Annotated in this window: 18 protein-coding genes and 1 riboswitch; of the genes, 12 read left to right on the top strand and 6 right to left on the bottom strand. The window is 73.3% G+C overall.

Annotated features, from left to right (window positions below; translation table 11 throughout):
* Positions 1 to 44: 44 nt before the first annotated feature.
* From ASC82_RS13985 to ASC82_RS13945, 9 genes are all read left to right on the top strand, one after another.
* Positions 45 to 1079, top strand: coding sequence for an ABC transporter substrate-binding protein (locus tag ASC82_RS13985; protein ID WP_056646847.1), 1035 nt, complete (start codon positions 45 to 47; stop codon positions 1077 to 1079).
* Between the two features lie 184 nt (positions 1080 to 1263).
* Positions 1264 to 2316 carry an iron chelate uptake ABC transporter family permease subunit gene (locus ASC82_RS13980; RefSeq protein WP_242427650.1) on the top strand — a complete coding sequence of 351 codons (1053 nt, stop codon included), beginning with the start codon at positions 1264 to 1266 and terminating at the stop codon, positions 2314 to 2316.
* Positions 2313 to 3125 (top strand): ABC transporter ATP-binding protein, encoded by an 813-nt coding sequence (locus ASC82_RS13975; RefSeq protein ID WP_056646843.1) that lies wholly within the window; start codon positions 2313 to 2315, stop codon positions 3123 to 3125. Before ASC82_RS13980 ends, ASC82_RS13975 begins: the two co-directional genes overlap by 4 nt.
* A gap of 11 nt (positions 3126 to 3136) precedes the next feature.
* Entirely contained in the window at positions 3137 to 3985 is an 849-nt protein-coding gene (locus ASC82_RS13970) for a DUF364 domain-containing protein (RefSeq protein ID WP_056646840.1), read from the top strand.
* Positions 3982 to 5025: a GHMP kinase gene (locus tag ASC82_RS13965; RefSeq protein ID WP_056646837.1), complete on the top strand. Its 1044-nt coding sequence runs from the start codon at positions 3982 to 3984 to the stop codon at positions 5023 to 5025. Before ASC82_RS13970 ends, ASC82_RS13965 begins: the two co-directional genes overlap by 4 nt.
* Positions 4946 to 5989: a pyridoxal-phosphate dependent enzyme gene (locus ASC82_RS13960; RefSeq protein ID WP_056646834.1), complete on the top strand. Its 1044-nt coding sequence runs from the start codon at positions 4946 to 4948 to the stop codon at positions 5987 to 5989. The genes ASC82_RS13965 and ASC82_RS13960 overlap by 80 nt, the downstream gene beginning before the upstream one ends.
* A 133-nt stretch (positions 5990 to 6122) precedes the next feature.
* The gene (locus tag ASC82_RS13955) at positions 6123 to 6401 is read left to right on the top strand and encodes a hypothetical protein (protein WP_056646831.1); all 279 of its coding nucleotides are present in this window, start codon (positions 6123 to 6125) and stop codon (positions 6399 to 6401) included.
* Positions 6391 to 7446 (top strand): polyprenyl synthetase family protein, encoded by a 1056-nt coding sequence (locus tag ASC82_RS13950; RefSeq protein ID WP_056646828.1) that lies wholly within the window; start codon positions 6391 to 6393, stop codon positions 7444 to 7446. Before ASC82_RS13955 ends, ASC82_RS13950 begins: the two co-directional genes overlap by 11 nt.
* A 30-nt stretch (positions 7447 to 7476) precedes the next feature.
* Entirely contained in the window at positions 7477 to 8640 is a 1164-nt protein-coding gene (locus ASC82_RS13945) for an oxygenase MpaB family protein (protein WP_056646825.1), read from the top strand.
* Between the two features lie 111 nt (positions 8641 to 8751).
* Here the strand turns inward: ASC82_RS13945 and metE are convergent, their stop codons facing one another.
* From metE to ASC82_RS13930, 3 genes are all read right to left on the bottom strand, one after another.
* Positions 8752 to 11070, bottom strand: coding sequence for a 5-methyltetrahydropteroyltriglutamate--homocysteine S-methyltransferase (gene metE / locus ASC82_RS13940; protein ID WP_056646822.1), 2319 nt, complete (start codon positions 11068 to 11070; stop codon positions 8752 to 8754).
* Between the two features lie 165 nt (positions 11071 to 11235).
* Positions 11236 to 11456, bottom strand: a riboswitch (cobalamin riboswitch).
* 79 nt (positions 11457 to 11535) lie between these two features.
* The gene (locus tag ASC82_RS13935) at positions 11536 to 12441 is read right to left on the bottom strand and encodes an esterase-like activity of phytase family protein (protein ID WP_242427649.1); all 906 of its coding nucleotides are present in this window, start codon (positions 12439 to 12441) and stop codon (positions 11536 to 11538) included.
* A gap of 242 nt (positions 12442 to 12683) precedes the next feature.
* A complete protein-coding gene (locus ASC82_RS13930; RefSeq protein WP_056646816.1) occupies positions 12684 to 13154 on the bottom strand; it encodes an Lrp/AsnC family transcriptional regulator in 471 nt (156 codons plus the stop codon).
* A 94-nt stretch (positions 13155 to 13248) separates the two neighbouring features.
* On the opposite strand from ASC82_RS13930, the gene ASC82_RS13925 reads away from it, so the two are divergent.
* Together ASC82_RS13925 and ASC82_RS13920 are read left to right on the top strand one after the other, a co-directional pair.
* A complete protein-coding gene (locus ASC82_RS13925) occupies positions 13249 to 14097 on the top strand; it encodes an LLM class flavin-dependent oxidoreductase (protein ID WP_056646813.1) in 849 nt (282 codons plus the stop codon).
* A 13-nt stretch (positions 14098 to 14110) separates the two neighbouring features.
* A complete protein-coding gene (locus ASC82_RS13920; protein ID WP_056646810.1) occupies positions 14111 to 14539 on the top strand; it encodes a nucleoside deaminase in 429 nt (142 codons plus the stop codon).
* A gap of 72 nt (positions 14540 to 14611) precedes the next feature.
* On the opposite strand, the gene ASC82_RS13915 is transcribed toward ASC82_RS13920, so the two are convergent.
* A complete protein-coding gene (locus ASC82_RS13915) occupies positions 14612 to 15871 on the bottom strand; it encodes a serine hydrolase domain-containing protein (RefSeq protein WP_056646807.1) in 1260 nt (419 codons plus the stop codon).
* A 143-nt stretch (positions 15872 to 16014) separates the two neighbouring features.
* On the opposite strand from ASC82_RS13915, the gene ASC82_RS13910 reads away from it, so the two are divergent.
* A complete protein-coding gene (locus ASC82_RS13910; RefSeq protein WP_056646805.1) occupies positions 16015 to 16671 on the top strand; it encodes a hypothetical protein in 657 nt (218 codons plus the stop codon).
* Here ASC82_RS13910 and ASC82_RS13905 read toward each other — a convergent pair.
* Together ASC82_RS13905 and ASC82_RS13900 are read right to left on the bottom strand one after the other, a co-directional pair.
* The gene (locus ASC82_RS13905; RefSeq protein ID WP_056646801.1) at positions 16668 to 17753 is read right to left on the bottom strand and encodes a serine protease; all 1086 of its coding nucleotides are present in this window, start codon (positions 17751 to 17753) and stop codon (positions 16668 to 16670) included. The genes ASC82_RS13910 and ASC82_RS13905 overlap by 4 nt on opposite strands.
* Before the next feature lie 2 nt (positions 17754 to 17755).
* Positions 17756 to 23218 (bottom strand): trypsin-like peptidase domain-containing protein, encoded by a 5463-nt coding sequence (locus ASC82_RS13900; protein ID WP_056646798.1) that lies wholly within the window; start codon positions 23216 to 23218, stop codon positions 17756 to 17758.
* Positions 23219 to 23318: the final 100 nt, after the last annotated feature.

The following is a 23318-nucleotide window of genomic DNA, read 5'->3' as shown; positions in this document are numbered from 1 at the left end:
ACACCCACGCCGTTCCCCGCCCTCCTTCGCAGACCGGAGATCCCATGCGCCACCCCGCCCGCCTCGGCATCGCCCTGACCGTCCTCCTCGCCACCGCGGCCTGCTCCACGGCGAACGGCGACGGTTCCACGACGGCCGCCAAGCCCGCCGACCGGGCGTCCGGCGAGGCGCGTTCCGTCAGCAGCTGCGGCCGCCAGCTGTCCTTCGCCGGGGCTCCGAAGAGGGCCGTCGCCCTGGACCAGACGTCGACCGAGACCCTGCTCGAACTCGGCCTCCAGGACCGCATGGCCGGAACGGCCAACCTCAAGACGAAGATCCCGGCCCCGTACGCCGCCGCGTACGCCAAGGTCCCCGTCATCGCCCCGAAGATCGCCACCGGCGAGCAACTGCGCGCCGCAACACCCGACTTCGTCGTCGCCGGCTCCACGGACCTCTTCACCAAGGACCGGGCCGGCACCCGCGAGGAGCTGGCCGCCCTCCAGGTCCCCACCTTCGTCAGCGCCGTGGACTGCCCGCAGCGGAATCCCGCCGGGAAGACCCCCTTCGAGCTGCTCTTCTCCGACTACGAGAACCTCGGCAAGGTCTTCGGGGCCGAGGAGCGGGCCCGCAAGCTCGCCGCCGGCCAGCGCGCCGCCGTCGCCAAGGCCGGGGCGAACGCCTCCAAGGCCCCGCAGGGAGCTGACCGGCCGACCGTCGTCTACCTCTACTCCGTCTTCAACGGCATGCCGTACGTGGCAGGTGGGACCGGCCTGCCCAGCGAGATGAGCCGGATCGTCGGCGCGAAGAACGCCTTCGACGACGTCGACGAGGACTGGCCGGAGGTCTCCTGGGAGGAAGTCGCCAAGCGCGACCCGGACTTCATCGTGATCGGCGACCTCTCCGAGCGCGGCCGGCCGGGCGACAGCGCCGCCGAGAAGCGCGCCTCGATGACCGCGCACCCCGTGATCTCCCGGCTGGCGGCGGTCCGCGACGGCAGGATCATCGAAGTGCCGGGCATCGAGCTGGACCCCTCGGTGCGGTCGGTGCACGCCCTCGGGCTGCTTGCGGACGGGATGAAGGACCTCGGGTATGTCCGCTGATCCGGTCGTCCGGCCGGGGGAGGTGGATCTCCTGCCGCCCGGCCGAGGCGCGGCGGCCGGGCCCGTGGCGGCCGGGCCCGCGGCTCCCGGGTCTGTCGCACCAGGGTCTGTGGCGGCCGGGCCCGCGGCTCCCGGGTCTGTGGCGGCCGGGTCTGTCGCACCCGGGTCCGTGGCATCCGGGTCCGTGGCGGTCGAGTCCGTGCCGCCCCGGCCCGCCGCGGCTCGGTCGTTCGCCGGCGGGGCCGTCCTCTTCCTCCTCGCCGTCGGCCTCCTCGTGGGCTCGGTGGCCGCCGCCGTCCGCATCGGCACAGCCGACGTGGGCTGGACCGACCTCGCCCGCGTCCTCGGCACCCATCTCGGCCTGGACGTCGAGCCGTTGCCCCCGCTCGTGGACTCCCTCGTCTGGGACCTGCGTCTCCCGCGCGTACTGATGGCCGCCCTCGTCGGTGCCTCGCTCGCCGTGTGCGGCGCCGTGCTCCAGGCCGTCACCCGCAACGCCCTCGCCGACCCCTACCTGCTCGGCGTCTCCTCGGGCGCCTCGACCGGAGCCGTCGCCGTCGTCGTCCTCGGGGTGGGCGCGAACGCGCTCGGGGTCACCGGCGGCGCGCTCCTCGGCGCCCTCGCGTCCTTCGCCCTGCTCCTCCTGCTGCTGCGGCGCAGCGGTCTCGACTCGGTCCGGATCGTCCTCACCGGAGTGGTCGTCGGCCAGCTGTTCACCGCCCTGACCTCCCTCGTCCTGATGGCCTCCGCGGACGCGGACACCACGCGGGCCGTCACCCACTGGCTCCTGGGCTCGATGGCGCCGGCCCGCTGGGACACCGTCGTGGTCTGCGCGATCGTCACCCCGCTGGGGCTCGCGGTGGCCTGGCTCTGCTCCACCGCCCTCGACGGGCTCTCCTTCGGCACCGACACCGCCGCCTCCCTGGGCATCGGCGTACGGCACACCCGCCTGCTGCTCCTCGTGGTCACGGCCGTCCTGACGGCCGTGGCGGTGGCCACCGTCGGAGCCATCGGCTTCGTCGGCCTGATCGTCCCGCACGGCGTACGGTTCCTCGTCGGCCCCCTGCACCGGGTGCTGCTGCCCAGCGCGGCGCTCGCCGGAGCGGTGTTCCTCGTCTGGACGGACGCGCTGGCCCGGATCGCCTTCGCGCCCCGCGAGGTCCCCGTGGGCGTCATCACCGCCCTCCTCGGCGTACCGCTCTTCCTCCTCGTCCTGCGCAGGAGGGGGGAGCTGTGAGGATCACCGCCGAAGCGCTCGGCTGGTCGGTGGCCGGCACGACGGTCGTCCGCGAGGTCAGCGCCGACATCGCCCCCGGCGAGACCGTGGGACTGCTGGGCCCCAACGGCTCGGGCAAGTCGTCGCTGCTGCGCTGCCTGGCCGGACTGCGCGCTCCCGACACGGGCACGGTCCGGTACGACGGCGAGTCCGTACGCGACTGGAGCGCGCGCCGGATCGCCCGCCATGTCGCCTTCGTCGCACAGGACTCGGGCGCGGACAGCGACCTGCGGGTCGGCGACGTCGTGGGCCTCGGGCGGACGCCGTTCCGGGACCGCTGGCGCGGGCCGGACGCCGCCGACCGGGCCGTGGTCGCCGCCGCCCTCGAACGCCTCGGGCTCACCGCGCTCGCCGACCGCTCCTGGAAGGCCCTGTCGGGCGGCGAGCGGCAGCGCGCCCACATCGCCCGCGCGCTCGCCCAGGAGCCGCACGCGCTCCTGCTCGACGAACCCACCAACCACCTCGACGTCAAACACCAGTTGGAACTGATGGAGCTGCTGTCCGGCACCGGCCGGACGGTCCTCGTCGCCCTGCACGACCTGACGCTCGCCGCCCGGTACTGCGACCGGCTGCTGCTCCTGCACCACGGCCGGCTGATCGCCGCCGGCCCGCCCGCCCACGTACTGACCGCCGAACGGCTCGCCGAGGTCTTCGAAGTGGACGCCGAACTCACCGCCGACGCCCTGGGGCACCCCCACGTGACGTACCGCGGACCGCTCGGCGGCGCACCGCGGCCACCGGCACCCCGACTCGCCCGACCCGCTCCCTGAAGAGGAAAGCCATGCCCCAGACGATCCCCACCCGCACCACTCCGACGTCCGTCGACGGACTCGTCGAGGCCGTCCTGGCCGGTGAACACGGACCGCTGCCCTCCGAACTCGTCGCGACCAGCGTCTTCTGGATCCACCACGGCACCCGCCTGGCCGGCGGCGACACCACCTACCTCAACCAGTACGTCCTGGTCCGCCTCGGCGGCTCGTTCGGCGGCTGCGCCTTCGAGGCCGGCGAGATCGACCCGGCGATCTGCCGGGACTCCTCCGGCACCCCGCTCGACGTGCTCCTGCGCGAGGCCCCGCGACCGCTGCGGATCGCCGCCCTCGACGCCTACCTCTCCGAGGTCCGCCCGCACCGGACGGCGGGCGAGGCGGGCGACGCCGAGCCGGTCACCCTCCCCGCCGGAACCCCGGAGGTCCGTGCGAGGGCCCGCGACGCGGCCATCGCCGGCCTGCTGGACATCGAGGACGGCGCCGAGGTGGGCCTCATCGGTGTCGTCAACCCGCTCGTCGCCGCGATCCGCGAGCGCGGCGGCCGACCGCTGCCCTGCGACCTCAATCTCCGGACCACCCAGTGGGGCGACCCCGTCACCGCCGACATGCACGAGGTGCTGGACCGGGCCGAGGCCGTCGTCGCCACCGGAATGACCCTGAGCAACGGCTCGTTCGACACCATCCTCGACCGCTGCCGCTCGCGCGGCATCCCGCTCGTCGTGTACGCGCAGACCGGCAGCGCCGTGGCCCGCGCCTTCCTCGGCTCCGGCGTCACCGCGCTCTCCGCGGAACCCTTCCCCTTCTCCCAGTTCAGCGCCGAGGCGACGGTCCTGTACCGCTACCGGACGGTGGGGGACGCGTGATCCCCGTCGCCCGCCCGGCCGTACCCGGTGCCGGTGGCCTCCCCACCGGCACCGGGTACGCCCCGTGTCACCACGGCGAGCTCCTCCAGGGCGTCTTCCTCGACGACGACGGGCGCCGGTGCGCCGGACTGGTCACCCTCCCCATGGCGGGACCGGGCAGCGGAGCCGAATTCGTCCGCGACCCCGGCACGCCACCCGGGGACCTCACCGTCGTCCCCACCGGCCGGGCGAAGGCCGCGCGGGCCGCGCGCCTCGCCGTGGCCGCGTGCGCGGAACTGTCCCATCAGCCGCCCTGTGGCGGGGAGTTGCGACTCACAGGGGACATACCGGTGGGCCTTGGCATGGGCAGCTCCACCAGCGACGTGATCGCCACCGTCCGAGCGGTCGCCGACTCGTACGGCCTGCGCCTGACGCCCGGGACGGCCGCCCGGCTGGCGGTCCGCGCGGAGCTGGCCTGCGATCCGCTGATGCTGGACGGCGGCCCCGTGCTGTTCGCCCAGCGGGAGGGCCGCGTCCTGGAGGCCCTCGGCCCCGCCCTGCCGCCGCTGGTCGTGGTGGGCTGCCTCCTCGGCGGCGGAGCGCCCGTGGACACGCTGGCCTTGCCCGCGTACGAACCCGGCGACAGCGACGTACGGGCCTACGAGCGGCTGCGCACGCTGCTGCGCCGGGCCGTGGCCACCGGCGACGTCGCACTCCTCGGCGAGGTCGCCACCGCCAGCGCGCGACGCGGCCAACGGGTCCTCCGGCAGCCGGAGTTCGAGACCCTCGTCGACATCGCCCACCGGGAAGGGGCGGCGGGCGTGCAGATCGCGCACAGCGGCGCGGTGGCGGGCGTGCTCTTCGACCCGGCCGCGCCCGGGGTGCGGCACCGCGTCCGGCGCTGCCTGCGCGCCCTGGACGCCCACGGCATCCCCGCCACCCGCACCTTCACGACCGACACCAGCACCAAGGAGCTCTGGAATGGACCAGCACATCGCGGAGTCGATCGGCCGGCCGGACCTGATACGTCTCGACGACCGGCTCGTCTGCCTGCGCTTTGAGACGATGAAGGTGGTCTCGGCCCTCGCGGCGGTGCGCCACCTCCTGGACACCGGAGTCGTACGGCGCGGGGACACCCTCCTCGACAGCTCCAGCGGCATCTACGCGTACGCCCTCGCCCTGGCCTGTCACCGATACGGCATGCGCTGTCACATCGTCGGCTCGACCACGGTGGACCACACGCTCCGCACGCAACTCGCCGTGCTGGGAGCCAGGTTGGAGCAGATGGAGCCGTGCAGCGACCTCAAGCTCGACCAGAAGCGGCGCGTCGAGCGGATCCACGAGATCCTCGCCGAGCGCCCCGAGTACCACTGGATGCGGCAGTACCACGACGACATCCACTACCTCGGCTACCGCGCGATCGCCGACCGGATCCGGGAGGCGACCGGGGCGGACGGGCTGACCGTCGTCGGCGGGGTCGGCTCGGGGGCGTCGACGGGCGCCCTGGCCCGCTACCTGCGCGCGGCGGACGGCGGTACGGGCGACCACCCCGACGGCCGCTCGGCCGACGGCGGCCGGTCGGCCGACGTCGAGCTCGTCGGCGTCCAGCCCTACGGCAGTGTCACCTTCGGCGCCGAGCACGTCTCCGACCCCGAGATCATCATCGCCGGCATCGGCAGCTCGATCCCCTTCGGGAACGTCTCCCACGATCTGTACGACACCCTGCACTGGATCTCCTTCGACGCGGCCCTGGCCGGCAGCGTCGACCTGCTCCGCCGGCACGCGGTCTTCGCGGGACTCTCGACCGGTGCCGGCTACCTCGCCGCCCGCCACGAGCACGAGCGCAGCCCCGGGCGCACTGTCCTCTTCGTCGCCGCCGACACCGGCCACCGCTACGTCGACACCGTCTACGCCCGGCACCGCGAGGCGGCACCGATCGCGGACCTCGCCCCGCGCGACGTGACCGACCGGACCCAGCTGACCCTGCCGTGGTCCCGGATGCGCTGGAACCGCGCCCGGGTGTGAGGACTCGTACGCACCAGCGAGTTGATCACTCGTTGGTGAGTTCACCCGTCACGGGTCCCCGCTCCGGCCCGACGCTGGGGGAAGGAGTGACGGCGAGAGCGCGGCCGGGACGTGCCGCGGGCGGGGGAACGGTATGACGCGGGAGTCGGGATCCGCCGAGGGCCTGGACGAGCGGGCGGTGCTGCTGGCGGCGGGGCTCGCGGACCTGGCGGTGAGCACGCTGAGCGCGGGATTCGGCGCCGTACGGGGCCTGTTGAGGCGATCGGACGCCGCCGAGGTGGCGGCGGAGGCCGAACGGGACCTGGAGGCGCGCGGGCGCCTGGTCCTCGACCGGTACGCGTCCCCGCCACCGGCCCACCTGGAGGTGCTCGCCCGGCACGTGCTCGCCCGGCGGGCCTCCGATGACGTCTGAGCGGTGGGATCCGGCCGCGTTCAAGACGCGCGTCGACGACGTCCTCCGGCGGTACGTCGCCGAGGAGGCCGACCGGCTGTCGGCGGTCGACCCGGCGCTGGACCCCGTGGCCGGGCAGCTGGAGGCGGCGGTCGCGGACGGCAAACGGCTGCGCGCGGCGTTCTGTTACTGGGGCTGGCGCGCGGTGGGACAGCCGGACAGCGAGGCACTGCTGCGGGCGGCGGCCTCCATGGAGCTGGTGCACGCGGCCGCTGTCGTGCACGACGACCTGATCGACGACAGCCCGCTGCGGCACGGCCGGCCCACCGCGCACCTCGCCCTGCGCGACGCGGTGGAGCACCACCCGCGGCCGGCCGCGGGCGCCCGCTCCCTGGCCATGCTCGTCGGGGACCTGCTCATGTCGCTCGCCGGGCAGCTGTTCGTCACCAGCGGCCTGCCGGCCGCCTACCTCGGCCGGGCCCGCCCGCTCTGGGCGGCGCTCGCCCGGGACCTCATCGCGGGCGAGTGCCTGGAGATCCTGCACACCGGCGCCGCCCCGGACACGACGGCCTCGCTGAAGGTGATCCGCTACAAGACCGCCAAGTACACCGTCGAACAGCCCCTGTTGATCGGCGGAGTCCTCGCCGGGGCCGGTGACCGGCTGCGCGCGGGCTACTCCGCGTACGGGCTGCCGCTGGGGGAGGCGTTCCAGCTGCGGGACGACCTGCTCGGCCTGTTCGGGGACCCGGAGAGCACCGGCAAGGCCGGCGCCGACGACGTGCGCGGCCGGCGGCCCACCGCCCTCCTCGCGGAGACCTGGCGGCTCGCCGGGGACGAGGAGCGCGGGCGGCTGCGCGACCTGCTCGGCCGGGACGACCCCGACGGCGACGCCCTGGAGGCCGTGCGCGCGGTGATGCGGCGGCTGAAGGCGCCCGACCGCGTCGAGGCCATGATCACCGCGCGGGTCGGGGAGGCCCTCCGCACCCTCGACGAGCTGAACCTGCCCGCGCGGCCCGCCGCCGCGCTCACCACCCTGGCGCACTCGGCGGCGGTCCGCCGTTCCTGACGGACCGCCAGGAGAACAAGGAGCCCTGCCATGACCCGGACGGAGGCGTCGATGGACGCCCTGCGGAAGACCGGTGACGAACTCGCCGACGCCACGGTCGCCGCCCTCTTCGAGCGCGGCGAGGTGGGGACGTTCAACACCCTCATGCGGTACGTGTCCACCGCCGGCGCCCCTCTGCCGGACGGGCTGCCGGATGTCGCCCGCGAGTACCTGCATGCCACGAGCGCACCGCCTGCCTGGGTGGACTGGGGGGAGATGGAGAAGGCCCGGCTGTTCTTCATCGACAACAACGTGCACATCTCCACGGCCTTGTCCTTCGCCTCCATGCCTGCCTGCTACCTCGTCCCGAACGTGGCGAGGCTGCTCTCGGCGACCCACGGTCTGAGCTACCCGTCCAAACGTATGGCGGAGACGGGCCAGTTCACCGTCTACCTGATGCAGCCCGACGCCTTCGAGGCCGGGAGCCGCTTCATCCCGGCCGCGCAGAAGGTCCGTCTGCTGCACGCCTCCATCCGCCACCACCTGACGCGCGAGGACCGGTGGGACGTCGCGGCCTCGGGGGTGCCGATCTGTCAGGAGGACATGATCGGCGGGCAGATGTTCTTCTCGATGCTCGTCCTCGACAGCCTGCACCGCCTCGGCATCCACATGTCCACGGAGGGGGCGGAGGCGTACTACTACGCCTGGCGCGTGGTCGGCGCGATGCTCGGCGTCGACCAGGACGCCGTCCCCAAGTCCCTCGACGAGGCCCGCGACTTCCTCGACCGGTACATGATCCGCCACATGGGTCCGTCCCCGGAGGGGGTCCATCTGACCCGGCAGCTGATCGACCTCTACGAGGAGGTCGTGCCCGGCACCCTCTTCGACCCGGTCGTCTCCGCGCTGATCCGCTACCTCGTCGGCGACACCTGCGCGGACTGGCTGGACGTGCCCCGCACCCGATGGGACACCCTCGTCAAGTCCGTCCCCCACCTCCTCGGCGTCCTGGAGACCATCGAGGACCACTCGCCGCTCGGCGCCTGGGCCCTGGACCGCCTCGGCCACCTCACCACCGTCCTCGAACTGTCCTCCCTCACGCGCGGACGCGTCATGCACTACGCCATCCCCGAACACCTCAGGAAGGACTACGGCGTCTCGTCCGGACCGTCCCGCACCCGCCGCTGGACGCCCCCGGCGGCCACGGTCTCCCCCTGATCTCCGGCCGCTTCCGCCTCCGCCTCCGCTTCCGCCTCCGCCTCCGCCTCCGCCGGTGATGACGGCGACGGCGGCGGAGGCGGCGCGAGGATCCCCCTCGCTACGGCGCGGTCACGGGGTGGTGAGCTCGGCCCGGACGGTACGGGCCGCCGCGACCAGGTTCTCCAGCGCGGCCCGGGTCTCGGGCCAACCGCGGGTCTTCAGACCGCAGTCGGGATTGACCCAGAGCCGCTCCGCGGGGATGGCCCTGAGGCCCGTACGGAGGAGCTCGGCGGCCTCGTGGGCGCTCGGGACGCGCGGGGAGTGGATGTCGTAGACCCCGGGTCCCGCCTCGCGCGGGTAGCCGTGGGCGGCGAGTTCGCGGGCGACCTGCATGTGGGACCGGGCGGCCTCCAGGCTGATGACGTCGGCGTCGAGGTCGTCGATGGCCTGGACGACGTCGCCGAATTCGGCGTAGCACATGTGCGTGTGGATCTGGGTCTCCGGGCGCACCCCCGCGGTCGTGAGGCGGAACGCCTCCGTCGCCCAGTCCAGGTAGGCCCCGTGGTCGGCGGCGCGGAGCGGCAGGGTCTCGCGGAGCGCCGGCTCGTCGACCTGGATGACGGAAGTACCGGCGGCCTCCAGGTCGTTCACCTCGTCGCGCAGGGCGAGGGCGACCTGGCGGGCCGTGTCGGCGAGGGGCTGGTCGTCGCGGACGAAGGACCAGGCGAGCATGGTGACCGGTCCGGTGAGCATGCCCTTGACGGGCTTGGTGGTGAGGGACCGGGCGTAGGCCGTCCAGCGGACCGTCATCGGCGCGGGCCGGGAGATGTCGCCGGCGAGGACCGGCGGCCGGACGTAGCGGGTTCCGTAGGACTGGACCCAGCCGTGCCGGGTGGCGAGGTAGCCCGTCAGCTGTTCGGCGAAGTACTGGACCATGTCGTTGCGTTCGGGCTCGCCGTGGACGAGGACGTCGAGGCCGGTCTTCTCCTGGAAGGCGATGACTTCCTGGATCTCGGACCTGATGCGCTCCTCGTATCCGGCGGTGTCGATCCGGCCGGCCCGCAGGTCGGCCCGCGCGGTCCGCAGCTCCGCGGTCTGCGGGAACGAGCCGATGGTCGTGCTGGGCAGCAACGGCAGTCGGAGGGCGGCGTGTTGGGCAGCGGACCGCTCGTCGTACGGCTGGGGGCGGCGGGTGTCTGACGCGGTGACGGCGGCGGCGCGGGCCCGGACGGCCGGGTCGTGGGTGATCGGGGAGCGGGCGCGCGAGGCGAGGTCGGCGCGGTTGGCGGCGAGTTCGGCGGTGATGGCACCTGTGCCCTGTGAGAGGCCCTTCGCCAGGGTGACGACCTCGGCGGTCTTCTGCCGGGCGAAGGCGAGCCAGCGCAGGATCTGCGGATCGATCTCGCGTTCCGCCGCTGCGTCGAGCGGGACGTGCAGCAGGGAGCAGGAGGCGGACACGTCGACGCGGTCGGCGAGGCCGAGGAGGGTGCCGAGCGTGGTGAGCGACGCCGCGAGGTCGTTGACCCAGATGTTGCGGCCGTTGACCACTCCGGCGACGAGCCGCTTGCCCGGCAGCCCGCCGGCGGCGGCGAGCGCGTCGAGGTTGGCGGCCGCCCGGTCCGTGAAGTCGAGCGCAAGGCCCTCGACGGGCGCCTTGGCCAGTACGGGCAGGGCGTCGCCGAGCCGGTCGAAGTAGGAGGCGACCAGGAGTTTCGGCCGGTCCGTGAGTCCGCCGAGGTCCCGGTAGGCGCGGGTGGCGGCGTTGAGCTCCGCCGGGGTGCGGTCCTGGACGAGTGCGGGCTCGTCGAGCTGCGCCCAGTCGGCGCCCGCAGCCCGCAGGTCGGCGAGGACCTCGGCGTACACCGGGAGCAGCCGGTCGAGGAGGGTGAGCGGATCGAAGTCGGCGGCCACGCCCGGCGCCGGCTTGGCGAGCAGCAGGTAGGTGACGGGTCCGACCAGGACGGACCGGGCGTCGAGGCCCAGGGCGAGGGCCTCCCGGAGGGCGGCGACCTGCTGGGAGGAGTCGGCCGCGAAGACCGTGTCAGGTCCCAACTCCGGTACGAGATAGTGGTAGTTGGTGTCGAACCACTTGGTCATCTCCAGCGGCGCGACGTCCTGGGTGCCGCGCGCCATGGCGAAGTACCCGTCGAGCGGGTCCGCGGCGACGGCCGCCCGGTGGCGCTCGGGGATCGCGCCCACCATGACGGTGGTGTCGAGGACGTGGTCGTAGTACGAGAAGTCGCCGGTGGGGACCTCGGTGATGCCGGCGGCGGCCTGCTGCCGCCAGGTGGTGCGGCGCAGGCCGACGGCGGTGGTCCGGAGGGCTTCGGCGGTGACGCGGCCCTTCCAGTAGCCCTCGACGGCCTTCTTCAGTTCCCGGTCGGCGCCCTGGCGGGGGTAGCCGTACAGGGTGGACTGCGTTGCCGCGGCTGCGGACTTGGTGGTCACGGAGATCTCCTTCGCGAGATGAATCCCTGAGATCCCGGAGACGGGACGCGGACGCGAAGGGGTGACGGAACGGGCGGCTGGACCGGCGCTGTGCGACGCGGTCGTCCGTCTCGTTCTGTACGCCGACCCGCCCACGAGGTCACCGGAATGTCCGCGCGCGGAATCGTCCGCGTGCGGGCAACGGGCAGGTCTTCGGACTCGCGGGCACGTCCTCACGGGGGAGGACACCTAGTGGCCGTCGCTTCCCAGACCCGTCCCGGGTCCAGTGCTGATGACGGCGGTCGTTCCCGCTCACCGCTGCGGGGCAGTCCCGGATTCCCACCGGGTTCCCTCTTACGACGCATCCCGTCCGGCTGACGGGGCGAACCAGCTGCACCCGCAGCGTAGCCCGGCCTTCGCGATCTCCGCACGCAATCGGACTCCGGGGCCGGACCGGGCCCCGGAGTCCGTCATGTCGTGTCGTGCTCAGGCGCCGCAGAAGGACTCGGTACGGACGGAGCCGCCGAGGTTCTCGTCGTCGGTGCCCAGCAGGGTGTCGGGGGAGTCGGGCAGGCACTCCACCGCCTCGACCTTGTACTGCGGGTACGTTCCGAGCACGGTCGGGGAGGTCGCGAGCGTGACCCGTACCCGGCCCGCCGACGAGATCGTCACCCGGCCGATGTCGCTCACCGCGGAGTCGAACGGGCCGTCGTCGCCGGCGTCCGCGGCCGAGCCGACGACGAGCCGTCCTGCGGGGGTCACCGTGATGTCGGAGATGTGCCGGGTGCCGTCGTCGTTCGGCTGCGTCGTCCGGTAGGTCCGGTTCGTGACTGCACCGAACAGCGGTTGACCCCACGCGGCGAACGTCAGGGGCGCGGCGTACAGGGTGGCGGGACGGCCGGGGCCCGCGCCCCGGTCGGCCCACAGGGCGGCGAGCTTCCCGTTCTGGGCGACGACCGCGAAGCTCTCGAAGTCGTCGCCCTCGCCGATCGCCGGCAGCGGGGTGTAGTCGACGACGGTCGCCGTCGAGCCGGCGACCTTCAGACGGAAGAGGATGCCGCGGCCGGTCACCGCCAGGTACTCGCCGGGCATCCCGGGGATGCTCTCGATGGCCTCCAGGTCGACGGGTTCCGGACCGTCCCAGGTGATCGGGGCGATGTCGTCGGCGCCGTCCTGGTGGGTGACCCGGGACAGCCGCTGCTGTCCGGACCGCTTGTTGTCGTGCACGGCGAGGACGTGCACACCGGTTCCGTCGCCGGTACGGCCCTCGAACGCGAGGCCGCTGACACCGGAGCGGGCGTCATCGCCGACCTTCTGCCACTCTCCGGCGGCCCCGGCGGGGGCGGAGCCGAGGGTCGCCAGCAGCGCGGTCGCCGCCGTGAGCCAGGCCATGCGCTGCAACATCGGAAGTTTCACGGGAGTCGCTTGCCTTCTCTGTCCGACAGACGCGAGGTCACGCGCCGGACGTCAGGCTATTGATCTTGGTCAGGGCGCCCCCAGCGCTCGTTGCCCCGTTCGCCGGAGCGCGCAGTCGGACATGGAGGGCGCGCGAGTGGCGTGCGCGCGCCCCCTGTCTGAGCTGGGGCGATCCTCACCGGACCCGGGGCGCTCCCTCGCCGATCCGGGGCGATCCCTCAACGACCCGGGCGGGCGTCCGTACGCGGCGCGCGCGGGCCGCGGAACGGCAGCGTCCGGCTCAGGACGAGGTTCGTGGTCGTACTCCCGAACTGGGCCAGCGCGTCGACGAGCTCCTCCAGATGGGACATCGACGTGGCCGCCACCTTCAGCACGTAGCAGTCGTCCCCGGTCGTCCGCAGACACTCCAGGTACTCCGGGCGCTCGCCGAGCAGCCGCCGCAGCGGCTCGTGCCGCGTCCCCGGGTACTTCAGCCGGACCACCGCGAGCACCGGATAGCCGGTCCGCTCCAGGTCGACCTCCGCCCGGAACCCCGTGATCACCTCGGCGGCCTCCAGGCGCCGCACCCGCTCCTTCGTCGCCGACGCGCTCAGGTTCACCCGCCGCGCCAACTCCGTGTACGCGATCCGGCCGTCCTTCTGGACCTCCGTCAGGATCGCCCAGTCCGTCGCGTCGAGAGTCTCGGTCATCCGGCCAGATTACCGGCGGATCCACGGCCGAAGGGCCCCGGAACGGGCGGGAATCCCTTCAGCGGGCCCCGGACGCCGGACTAGCCTCGGTCCCGTGAAGATCGGAGTCAACATCCTCAATTTCGGGCCCGGCACCGACCCCGGAGTCCTGCGCGACTGGGCCCGGACCGTGGAGGGCCTGGGCTACGACCTCCTGATGGTCTCGGACCACATCGCCGTCACCCCCGACGTCGCCGAGCGCTATCCGGCGCCCTTCTACGAGCCGTTCACCACCCTCTCCTGGCTGGCCGGCCTCACCACCCGGGTCCGGCTCGGCACGACGGTACTCATCGCGCCCTACCGACACCCGCTGCTCACCGCCCGCATGGCGGCCAACCTCGACCGGCTCAGCGGCGGACGGCTGGTTCTCGGGGTGGGTGTGGGCTGGGCACGCCAGGAGTTCGCCGCCCTCGGCATCCCCTTCGAGCGCCGTGGCCGGCTGACCGACGAACACCTGCGGGGCGTCCGGGAGGCCTGGGCGAACACCGCGGACTACGGGGACCGGCGGATCCCGGTGTGGGTCGGCGGCAACAGCGACGCGGGGGTACGCCGTGCCGTACGGCACGGGGACGCGTGGCATCCGCTCCGCTGCACGGTGCCGTGGCTGCGCGAGGGCGCCGAGCGGCTGAAGGCCGCCGCCGACGAGCAACGGCTCCCCGTACCGGCCCTCGCTCCCCGGATCGCTCTCCGGATCACCGCCGCGCCGGTCACCGGAGCGGACCGGCTCGCGGGGGAGGGCACGATCGACCAGATCCTGGACGACCTCGACCAACTGCGGCTGCTGGGCGCCGAGTCCGTCGTCCTCGACCCGTACGCCGGGGATCCGAGCGAGACGCTCCACCCGGAGAAGGCCTGGCGGGCTCTCGCCGCCGTGGCCGCGCACCTTTCCCTGTCGCACGACTGAACGGAGCCTCCCTGTGATCACGCACGACGACCACGCACTCCTCCGCCGGGCCATCGCGCTCGCCGCCAAGGCGAAGGAGGGCGGCGACCCGCCCTTCGGATCGCTGCTCGCGGCGGCGGACGGGACGGTGCTGGCGGAGGAGTACAACACCACCCTCACGGACCGGGACATCACCGCCCACCCGGAACTGAAGCTGGCCCGGTGGGCCGCGCGGGAACTGGACGCGGCCACGGCGGCCGGGACCACGATGTACACCAGCTGCGAACCGTGCGGGATGTGCGAGCCCGTCATCCGGCTCGCGGGCCTGCGGCGGGTGGTGTTCGCCCTCTCCGGCGAGCAGCTCCTGGACATCAGGCCCGCCGCCGGGAAGCCGCCCGTACCGCAGGACGGCCCCGCGCTGCTCGACGAGGTCCGGGCCGTCGTTGAGGGGTACTACCGCTGACCGTAAGTGCTACGGCTGACCGCGGGTGCTACCGCTGACCGTGGGCACTGCCGCCGACCACCCTCCGGCCGCTCAGCTGTCGTCCGGGCTCGGCTGCGCCGGCTCGGCCGGGAAGTCGTAGACGTGGTCCGGGGTCACGATGCCGGTGATGGCCTTCCCGAAGCGGGTGCTGGGCGCGACGCCGTCCTTGGCGACGTCGGTGTTCATCAGGACGACGAGGGTCGCCTCCGCCTCGGGCAGGTAGATCGTCAGCGACTGGTAGCCGGGCAGGGAGCCGTTGTGGCCGATCCAGCCCTGGACGTTGAAGATGCCGAGCCCGTATCCGTCGCCGGTGGTGCCGGCCGGGTCGACCTTCAGGCGTTCGGCCTGGGTCTCGGGGGTGAGCAGCGTGCCCGTGGCGACGGTCTTGGCCCAGGAACGCATGTCCTGGAGGTTCGAGATCATCGCGCCGGCCGCCCAGCCCCATGACGGGTTCCAGTCGGTGGCGTCCTCGATCTCGCCCGACGCGGTCTGCTCCGTGTAGCCGTGGGCGTGCGGCCTGGGGAAGGCGGCATCCGTCGGGAAGCTGGTGTGCCGCAGGCCCGCGGGCTCCACGACGTTCTTCTGGATGTACTCGTGCAGCGGCATGCCCCCGGCCTTCTCCACGACCAGACCGAGCAGGACCGTGTTCGTGTTGGAGTACTGGACCTCCGCGCCCGGCTGGAACGCCACGGGGTGCTTGAACGAGTAGTCCAGCAGCTGCTGCGGCGTGAAGAAGCGATCGGGGTCCGAGGTGAGGGCCTTGGAGAAGTCCTCGTCCCCCGTGTAGTTGAAGAGCCCGCTGCGCATCCCCGCGAGATGGCGGAGGGTGATCTTGTCGCCGTTCGGCACCCCGGCGACGTAGTCGGAGATCGGATCGTCCAGGCCGACCTTGCCCTCGTCGACCAGTTCGAGCAAGGCGGTGACCGTGAACGTCTTGGTCTCGCTGCCGATCCGCATGTACAGGCCGGGGCTCATGGGCGCGCCGATCGCGGTGTCCGCCTCCCCGAAGGAGCGGAGGTACTGGCCCTTGCCCGGTGCCGACAGACCGACGGTGACTCCCGGCACGCCCGCTTCCTTCATGACGTCCTGGATCGCCCTGTCCAGCTCGGCGGCCACCGCCGGGGTGAGCTCAGGGAAGTCCGTCTCCGCCGAGGGCGCAGGGGTGGGCGCGCTCGCGGAGGACGTCGCGAACAGGGCGGGGCCGGGAGGCTCGGTGGCGACGGCGGTGCCGGCGCCCAGCGGGGCCGCGAAGATTCCGAGCGCCGCGATACCGGCACGGACGCGCCGCCGACGGCTGAATGAGTACCTCACGGCGGCCTCCTGCCGGCCGGGGACGACACTCCACCTTCCAGGCTAGATCCGGCGGGACGGGCCCGCACGGCGACCCGGGAACCGTCTGTTAGGTTCCGTGACCTGTGAGTTTCACCCGCCCGGTCGAGAGGAAGAGACGCACGATGGCCGTCATCCACCGCACCACGATGCAGCCCACCAAACTGGAGCTCCTCGCCACGTGGTTGCCCACCCGTGACTGGTACACCGCCCGGGAGGAGGGGCCGAGCCCGGCCAAGGCCGGAGGGTTCCGCCTCGACGACCCGGCCGGCGAGGTGGGGATCGAGTTCATGGTCGTGACCGACGGTCCGGAGACGGCCTACCTGGTGCCCATGACCTACCGCGGGGCACCGCTGGAGGGCGCCGAGCACGCCCTCATCGGCACCTCCGAGCACGGCGTCCTCGGCACGCGCTGGATCTACGACGGCGCCCACGACCCGGTTCTCGTCGGGCAGTTGTACGCCCTGCTGCACGGGCGCGCGGTGGCTCAGGACCAGTCCGTGAACGACACGCCCGATCCGACGGTCTCCGTCTCCCCCGTCGAGGGCGAGAGCGCGTCCGGTGCGGCCGACGCCGAGCTCGTACGGGTCACCGAGCGGTCCGACCACACCGCCGTGGTCGTGCGGGCGGCCGGTGCGCCCGAGGAACTGACCCTTCGCGTACGGCGCGTGCTGCGGGCCGCGGAAGGCGACGGCGACCCCGGGCGCGCCCAGGTCACGGCCGAATGGCTGCTGCCGGACGGGAGCACCACCCGTGGCCCGTTCATCTCGCTGGACCTCTAGACCCAGTTGACCTCCGCCCGGGCGAGCAGGGGGTCGTCGACCAGCTCCCACAGCGGGACCGCGAGGTTCCCGCTGCGGTAGCGGCCGCCGAAGTGCAGGCCCAGGACGCGGTGGTCGGCCAGGTCGAGGACGGGGGAGCCGCTGTTGCCGCCCAGCGTCGAGCAGTCGTGCTTCATCACCAGACTGCCCGGGGTGAACTCGGTGGCCGCGCCCGGCTGGAGGCGCTTCACGTTGTACACGTCCATGAAGATCCGGCGCATCGACTCCGGTTCGTTGCGCCGTCCGTCCCAGGCCGGGTAGCCGACCACGTACACCGGGCGGCCCGGCACGCTCGCCGGGGCGTCCGCGGCGACCGCGAGCGGGGTGGGGAGACCGTCGGACGCCGAGGGTTCGATCCGCAACAGGGCCATGTCGACGTCCGGGTGGATGCCGATGATCTCCGTGATCTCGTACGGGGTGGAGGATGCGGCCGCGACGGGGTCGCCTTCCACGGGCAGCTCCTCCGCCGGATCCACCCTCGCCGACATGCCGAACTCGAACGTCCAGCGGTCGCGGTCCGCCTCGAAACGGCTGAACTCCGCCGCCACATGACGGTTCGTCATCACCGTGCGCGGGCCGACGAGGAAGGCCGTGCCGATCCAGTCGAGACTGGGATGGCCGGTGACCTCGACCCGTCCTACCCGGGACAAGGACTCCCGGATCGCGGCACGTTGCCCGTCGAGCACCGCCCACTCGTCCCGCTGCGGCGCGAAGTCCTGGCGCTGGACCAGGATCGCCGGACGGCCCTGGAGGAGGACGATCGCCTCCACGCCGAAGGACTCGGCCTCGTCGATCTCGTCCTCGCGGTGGGCCGCCAGCTTCTCCAGGCCGCTGACCCCGGCCTCCAGGACACGCGCCCGCTCGTCGCGGGCGAAGCGCGAGATCTCGGCCGCGGGCGCCACGTCGGCGGGCAGTTCGAGCGACGACTCGGCGATCTCCGCCTCCAGATCGGCCCGGACCCGGGCGGCGATCGCCCGCAGGTCCCCGAAGATCTGCTCGGCGCCGGTCGCGACCGGCGACCCGCCGCGTGCTCCGTTCGGCATGGTCACTCACCTCGGCTGCCCGTGCGACCGGCCACCGGGGCGGGCCGCCCCGACTGGCCGGCCACGATCTCGTCGTACAACTCCGGCCGGGACTCCCGCAGATGGGCCATGATGCTGCTCATCTGGGTGCCGACGTTCACGAACTTCGTCTTCCCGCCCTGGAATTCGACCTCGTCCACCTTCTGCGTGCCCCGGTGCAGTCCCACCACCGTCCAGTCGTCGAGGCAGACGGGGGAGCCGGAGGAGCCGCCGCGCGTGTCGGTGAAGTACAGGATGTCCCGCTCGTCCGCCCGGTAGACCAGGTTGTTGCGCAGGGCGACCCGCTTCGGCAGACCGCCCGGGTGCTGGATGATGTTGACCGGTACGCGCTGGCGCTCCCGGACGAGCAGCGGCCGGGTGGCGACCCTGAGCGTCGGCCGCGGCGCCTGCTCGGCGGCGAGCCGCACGATGGCGTAGTCGAGCGCCTCGTCCCAGGCGGCGAGTTCACCGGCGGTCACCTCGGGCGAGGCCGTCGCGTTCTCGACGAAATCGAAGCGGGAGCGGGACATCAGCGCCTGGAGCCGCAGGTCCTCGTCGCTCACGAACGGCCGGATGCCCGACTCCCACGAACGGGCCATCACCACATGGTGGTTGGTGATCAGCAGCCCGGGTGCGACCATCCAGCCCGTGCCGCCGTGCGGGTACGACGGGAGGAGCGGCGTCCCCGACTCGTACGGCGGGATCCTCAGCAGGGCGACGGACGCGCCGGCCCGGATGCCGCCCTGGAGGAACTCGTACGGCACGGTGTCGTCCTGGAGGACGATCTCCTCCTTGAACTCCCCGGGCATCATGTCGGCCGGGAGGACCGCCTCCCCGGTGATCTCGCGGGCCACGGTGTCGAGCGCGCCCTGCAGGACGGCGCGCGGGCCCTGCTCGTGGGTCTGCTCGATCGCGTTGTGCAGCCAGATCTCCAGCGGGACCAGACCGTCGATGAGGCGCTCGACCTGGTTCATCGCGTTCAGGTCGGCGTGGGCCTGGTGCAGGGGGTCGCTCAGCGGCTGGAGGGTGGCGGTGAAGTGCGCCGGGATGCCCTTGAGGAGGGCGGGGCGCAGCACGCGGTCGGCGAGGCCCGCCTCCATCGCGGCGTTGCGGACCCGGACGAGCTCCTCCTGGGGCAGGAAGGGCTCCTTGCGGAGCGCGGCCCCGGCGGCGTCGGGCGGCGGCTGCGTCCACAGGCCGACGCTCCCGCGCCGGAGGCGCGCGGCCATGCGGGGAGTCGCCCACGAGCCCGTCGCGGAGTCGGGGAGGGAGTGGCCGGGAGGGAGGGGGTCAGGGGGTGGGCCGGGGACCGCGGGGACCGCGGGGTCGGGTGGGGGCGGGTGGGCCGGGCCGTACGGGACCGGGTCGTACGGGTTGGGGCCCGCGTCCATGGCCGAGGCGACCCCGAGGAGCAGGTCCCCGCTGCCGTCGCGGAGCGTGAGCGCCTGCCGGGCGACGCTGTCCAGCGTGCCGCGCCGCCGCGCCTCCCGCAGGGCCAGCTCGATCCGCTCGCGGCCCATGCGGAGCGCGCCCGAACCCGTACCCGTACTCGTATCCGTACTCGGGGCGTCGCCGGCCGCCGTGTCCAGGATGCGGGCCAGCGGCTCGTGCAGCCGGGGCTCGTCGGTCATCGTCGTGTCGATCCAGTGGGCGAGCTCGCCCACGACCGCGTCCTCGTCCGCCGGGAGCCCCACGAGCCGCAGCGTGTGCTCCAGGAGCTGGGGATCCGCCCGGCAGGCCGTCGCGGCCGCCGTACGGGCCAGGGACGGCTGTCGGGCCAGCTCCGCGTCGGGCATCCCCCGCAGCGTCCGGGCGAGCCGCGCCTCCGCCGGAGCGGCGTCTCCGTCGGCCAGGGCCGCGAGCCGGGACCGGGCGACCAGGACGCCCAGGGACTCGTACCGCAGGCCGAGACCGGCGGCGATCTCCTCGGCCTCCTGGAGGTCGCGGTCCGCGTCGGCGAAGTCGCCCGCGTCCTGCGCGAGCCGCGCGGACAGCTGGAGCAGTTCGAGCTGGATCTCCCCGCAGCCCGCGCCCGCCGCCCTGTCGACGGCCCGCTCGGCGCCCTCGCGGGCCTCCTCGATCCGCCCCGAGCGGGCGAGGGCCTCCGCGAGCAGCGCGTGGAGCCTGCTGCACGGCGTCCACGGCCGCCGCTCGGACAGCCGCTGCGCCGCGGCCTCCACGTAGCCCTGGGTGAGCAGGTCCTCGACCTCGCGCGCGGCGATCCGCTCCCAGTCCTCCTGGTCGGCCCCGGTCATGATCTGGTCGGGGACGTGGCCGCCGATGAGGCCGAGGAGGAAGGCGGCCGACCGGTCCGGCATCTCGCGGTGGGTCGTGCCTCCCAGGTAGGCGGTGACGCCACGCTCCCAACGCGCCTCCACCGTACGGGGGTTCTCGCCGAGCCGGAGCCGGTGGTAGATCTCCTCGGCGCGGTTCCTCGTCCCTTCGCGGGCCGCGTAGTACGCGACGGCGCTCCGGTCGACGGCCCGCATCAGGTCGGTGCGCGCGCTGTCCGACAGGCGGAGCATGATGGCCCGCAGGTCGGTCCGGTGCCGGATGGCCTCCGGTCCCGCCGACTCCATCAGGTCGACCCGGGAGGTGAGCAGCCCGTAGAGCCGGCGGGCCTCCGCCGGGGTGTCGACCCGGAGCCCCGCAGGACCGGCCAGCACGTGCATCACGAGGTCGGGGGTGATGAAGCGGAGCGCGAGGCCCGCCTGGACCAGGGCCCGGACGTCGTCCTCCACGATGTGCTTGAGGATCCGGTCGTACAGCGTGCCCTGGATGAGCATCTGGTCGATCTGGCGGTCGAAGTAGCGCCGCCGGTAAGGAAGTCCGCGCAGCAGCTCGCCGAGAGAGGCGGAGTCGCCGCCCAGCGCGACCGCCGTGCGGGCGGCCAGCTTGAGGCTCAGCGGGTGGCCGCCGATCCGGTCCACGAGGCTCTCGGCGACCGTCTCGTCGCCCACCCCCGACGACATCAGGAGGGCGACGGAGGCCTGCTGGTCCAGTTCGGTGAGCTCCATCGTCCGGGGGGTGAGGACGCGCCCGGGATGGTCGACCGGCGCGCGCCCGGCGACGACGAAGCGCAGGCGCGAGTACGCGGCGCGCAGCGCCGTCCAGATCGCCCACATGCGGGCGATCACCGGCGAACCCCGGTACTGGGCCTCCTCGAAGGAGTCCATGACGATCAGGAGGGGCGGGGCCTGCTCGCCCGGCGGGGGCCGGACGGCCTCGGCGACGAGGGCCGCGATCCGGCGGGCGAGCTCCTGCTCGCGGGCGCTGGCCCGGGCGTGGAAGTCCGCCGAGTAGTCGCGGCCGATCGTGGCCCGTGTCGTGGAGAGCTGGTAGATCTCCTCGAGTTCGTTGCGTTCGCCGCGCTGGACCGCGGCCGTCCGCTCGCACTCGTCGGCGAGGGCGTCGAAGGCGGCGCGGTATCCGGGAAGCTGGATGCCGAGCTGGCGCGCCATCTCCGCGATGACGGTGGCCGGTTCGTGGATGGAGAGCGTCGGGCGCTCGAAGTCGAGGTAGGCGAAGGGGATGCGGGTGGGGGCCGTGGTCAGCGCGTCGACGAGGAAGCGGGCCAGCAGCATGCTCTTGCCGATGCCGCCCACGCCGTGGATGAGGACGGGGGGCTCCGCCGGCTCCTCGGGAAGCGCGAGATAGGCATGCAGGGAGTCGAGTTCGGCGGTGCGGCCGTGGAAGGTCCCCTGGAGCAGGCGGTGCATCGGCTGGAGCAGCCGGGCCTCCTCCAGTCGTTGCTGGACGTCGTCGACGGCGGGCAGTCCGGTGACGCCGGGGACCCGGCCGAGCCAGAGCACGGCCTGGAGGGTGTCGCAGAGCTCGTCGGCGTCCGCCCCGCCGTGCCGGGGGTCGATGCCGTCACGGGGTAGCGTGGGGTCGAGGGGGTCCGCGCCGAAGAGCAGCGCGAGGGCGGTGCGTTCGGGGCCGGGGCCCTCGGGGCGCAGGCCGATGTTGGCCCGCAGGACGCGCAGCGCGGCGTCGGGGCCCGTGAGGCCGGCGAGGGCCGCCTCGCGGATCTCCGGCTTCAGGGTCCAGACCGTGGCCTCGGGGGAGGGCAGGGCTGTGCAGTCGTCGACGAGTTCGAGGACCGCCCGCCCGGTGGACTGTTCCTCGCCGGGAAGCCGCAGCAGCGCGGGGTCGAACTCCTGGAGGAGACAGGCCGCTTCGCGGTAGGACCTGCGCAGGTCGGGCAGGGCGGGGGCGGGTGCGGCGAGGCTCGTGCGCAGGGCGTCGCGCAGCAGGTGGCCGGCGTCCCCCGGCGGGGGAGGCAGCGGCGGGAACGCGCGGTGGAGCCGTACGACGTCCTCCACCGCCGTGCACAGCCGGCGCATGTAACTGTCCTCCGCGCCGGGACGGTCGGCGGCGCGCATGACCTCGGATACGGCCGTCTCGGTGAGGTCGCGCACGGCCTCGTCGTCGGTGTCGATGGGCCCGTGGGAGTCCCGCGTCCCGGCGGTGACCTCGCCGAAGAACTCCCGGAAGAAGGAACGGAGATCGTCCTCGTCCAGCAGTCGCGTGGTGTCGCGGCATTCGTTCTTGCGGATCTCGTACGGGAGTTGGCGCATCGCCGTCGAGTAGCCGAGAAGGACCAGACGGGGCACGGTCTCCTTCCGTACCGGGGTGTGCTCGTACACCGCACGGGCGAGGACGCCGATGCAGTCCCACACGTCCGAGTTGGGGTCGAGCCGGTCGCAGTCGTCGAGGACGATCCAGAAGCTGTCCTCGGCGGCGGTCGCCCGCCCCACGATCCGGTGGGCGGCGTCCTCGAAGCAGGGCAGTGGATCGTTCAACCGTGTCGGGTTCAACGCCACGTCGTCGGCGTCGCCGGGTCCCGCGACGAAGGCGGCGAGCCGCTCCATGAGCCGCGCCGCGGTCGACGTGCGGGACAGGGTGACCCGTACCGGCCGGAAGCCGCAGTGCTGGCCGAGGTGGCGGATGAGCTCGTACGTGTAGGAGCGGCCGCTGTCCGGCGGGCCGTCGACGACGAGCACGGTCTGCTCCGGGTCGGCCAGGAAGCCCCGGAGCTTCTCCCGCAGCTCGGACCGGTCGAGGAACGCCTCCGTGCCGTGCTTGAGGAGCCGGCTGCGGAAGGGGTCCTGCGGGGAGCGGTCGAGCCGCTCGTCGTCCCGGAGCCGGGTGAGGAGGTTCCGGGCCTCCGCGCCCTGCTCGAAGGCGTGCGGATCGTCGATCGCGGCCAGCGCGTCGAGCCCGGCGAGGACCGCGAGCAGCCGGCGCTGGTGGGCGATGTCCCGGCGGGCGGCCTCGACGACCAGCAGGGCGTTGCGGTCGGGGTCCGGGGTGAGCGGCAGGTCCTGGACGAGATCGGCGGGCAGCCCCGCGCGCAGCAGGCTCTCGCGTGGTTCGGGTGTGTCCAGGAGATGGGCCCGTACCCAACTGGCGACGAGCCCCCACTCCGTCTCGGTGAGCGGCATGCGACACCTGTCCGGCGAACTGGCTGGTCCTCCTCATCGTTTCACCGGCCCGTACCGGTCGCAATCGCTGGTCGCGGCGGCGGCGTCGCGGCGACGAGGA

Source organism: Streptomyces sp. Root431 (assembly GCF_001426585.1).
GTDB classification, from domain to species: Bacteria; Actinomycetota; Actinomycetes; order Streptomycetales; family Streptomycetaceae; genus Streptomyces; species Streptomyces stackebrandtii.
The sequence above is the reverse complement of the archived record's forward strand: the minus strand, read 5'-3'. Positions and strand labels throughout refer to the sequence as shown.

Excerpts from the sequence above, each read along its gene's own strand:
- ASC82_RS13985 (WP_056646847.1), top strand. The coding sequence starts at position 45 with ATGCGCCACCCCGCCCGCCTCGGCATCGCCCTGACCGTCCTCCTCGCC.
- ASC82_RS13970 (WP_056646840.1), top strand. The coding sequence starts at position 3,137 with ATGCCCCAGACGATCCCCACCCGCACCACTCCGACGTCCGTCGACGGA.
- ASC82_RS13960 (WP_056646834.1), top strand. The coding sequence starts at position 4,946 with ATGGACCAGCACATCGCGGAGTCGATCGGCCGGCCGGACCTGATACGT.
- ASC82_RS13955 (WP_056646831.1), top strand. The coding sequence starts at position 6,123 with ATGACGCGGGAGTCGGGATCCGCCGAGGGCCTGGACGAGCGGGCGGTG.
- ASC82_RS13950 (WP_056646828.1), top strand. The coding sequence starts at position 6,391 with ATGACGTCTGAGCGGTGGGATCCGGCCGCGTTCAAGACGCGCGTCGAC.
- ASC82_RS13945 (WP_056646825.1), top strand. The coding sequence starts at position 7,477 with ATGACCCGGACGGAGGCGTCGATGGACGCCCTGCGGAAGACCGGTGAC.
- ASC82_RS13935 (WP_242427649.1), bottom strand. The coding sequence starts at position 12,441 with ATGGCCTGGCTCACGGCGGCGACCGCGCTGCTGGCGACCCTCGGCTCC.
- ASC82_RS13930 (WP_056646816.1), bottom strand. The coding sequence starts at position 13,154 with ATGACCGAGACTCTCGACGCGACGGACTGGGCGATCCTGACGGAGGTC.
- ASC82_RS13910 (WP_056646805.1), top strand. The coding sequence starts at position 16,015 with ATGGCCGTCATCCACCGCACCACGATGCAGCCCACCAAACTGGAGCTC.
- ASC82_RS13905 (WP_056646801.1), bottom strand. The coding sequence starts at position 17,753 with ATGCCGAACGGAGCACGCGGCGGGTCGCCGGTCGCGACCGGCGCCGAG.
- ASC82_RS13900 (WP_056646798.1), bottom strand. The coding sequence starts at position 23,218 with ATGCCGCTCACCGAGACGGAGTGGGGGCTCGTCGCCAGTTGGGTACGG.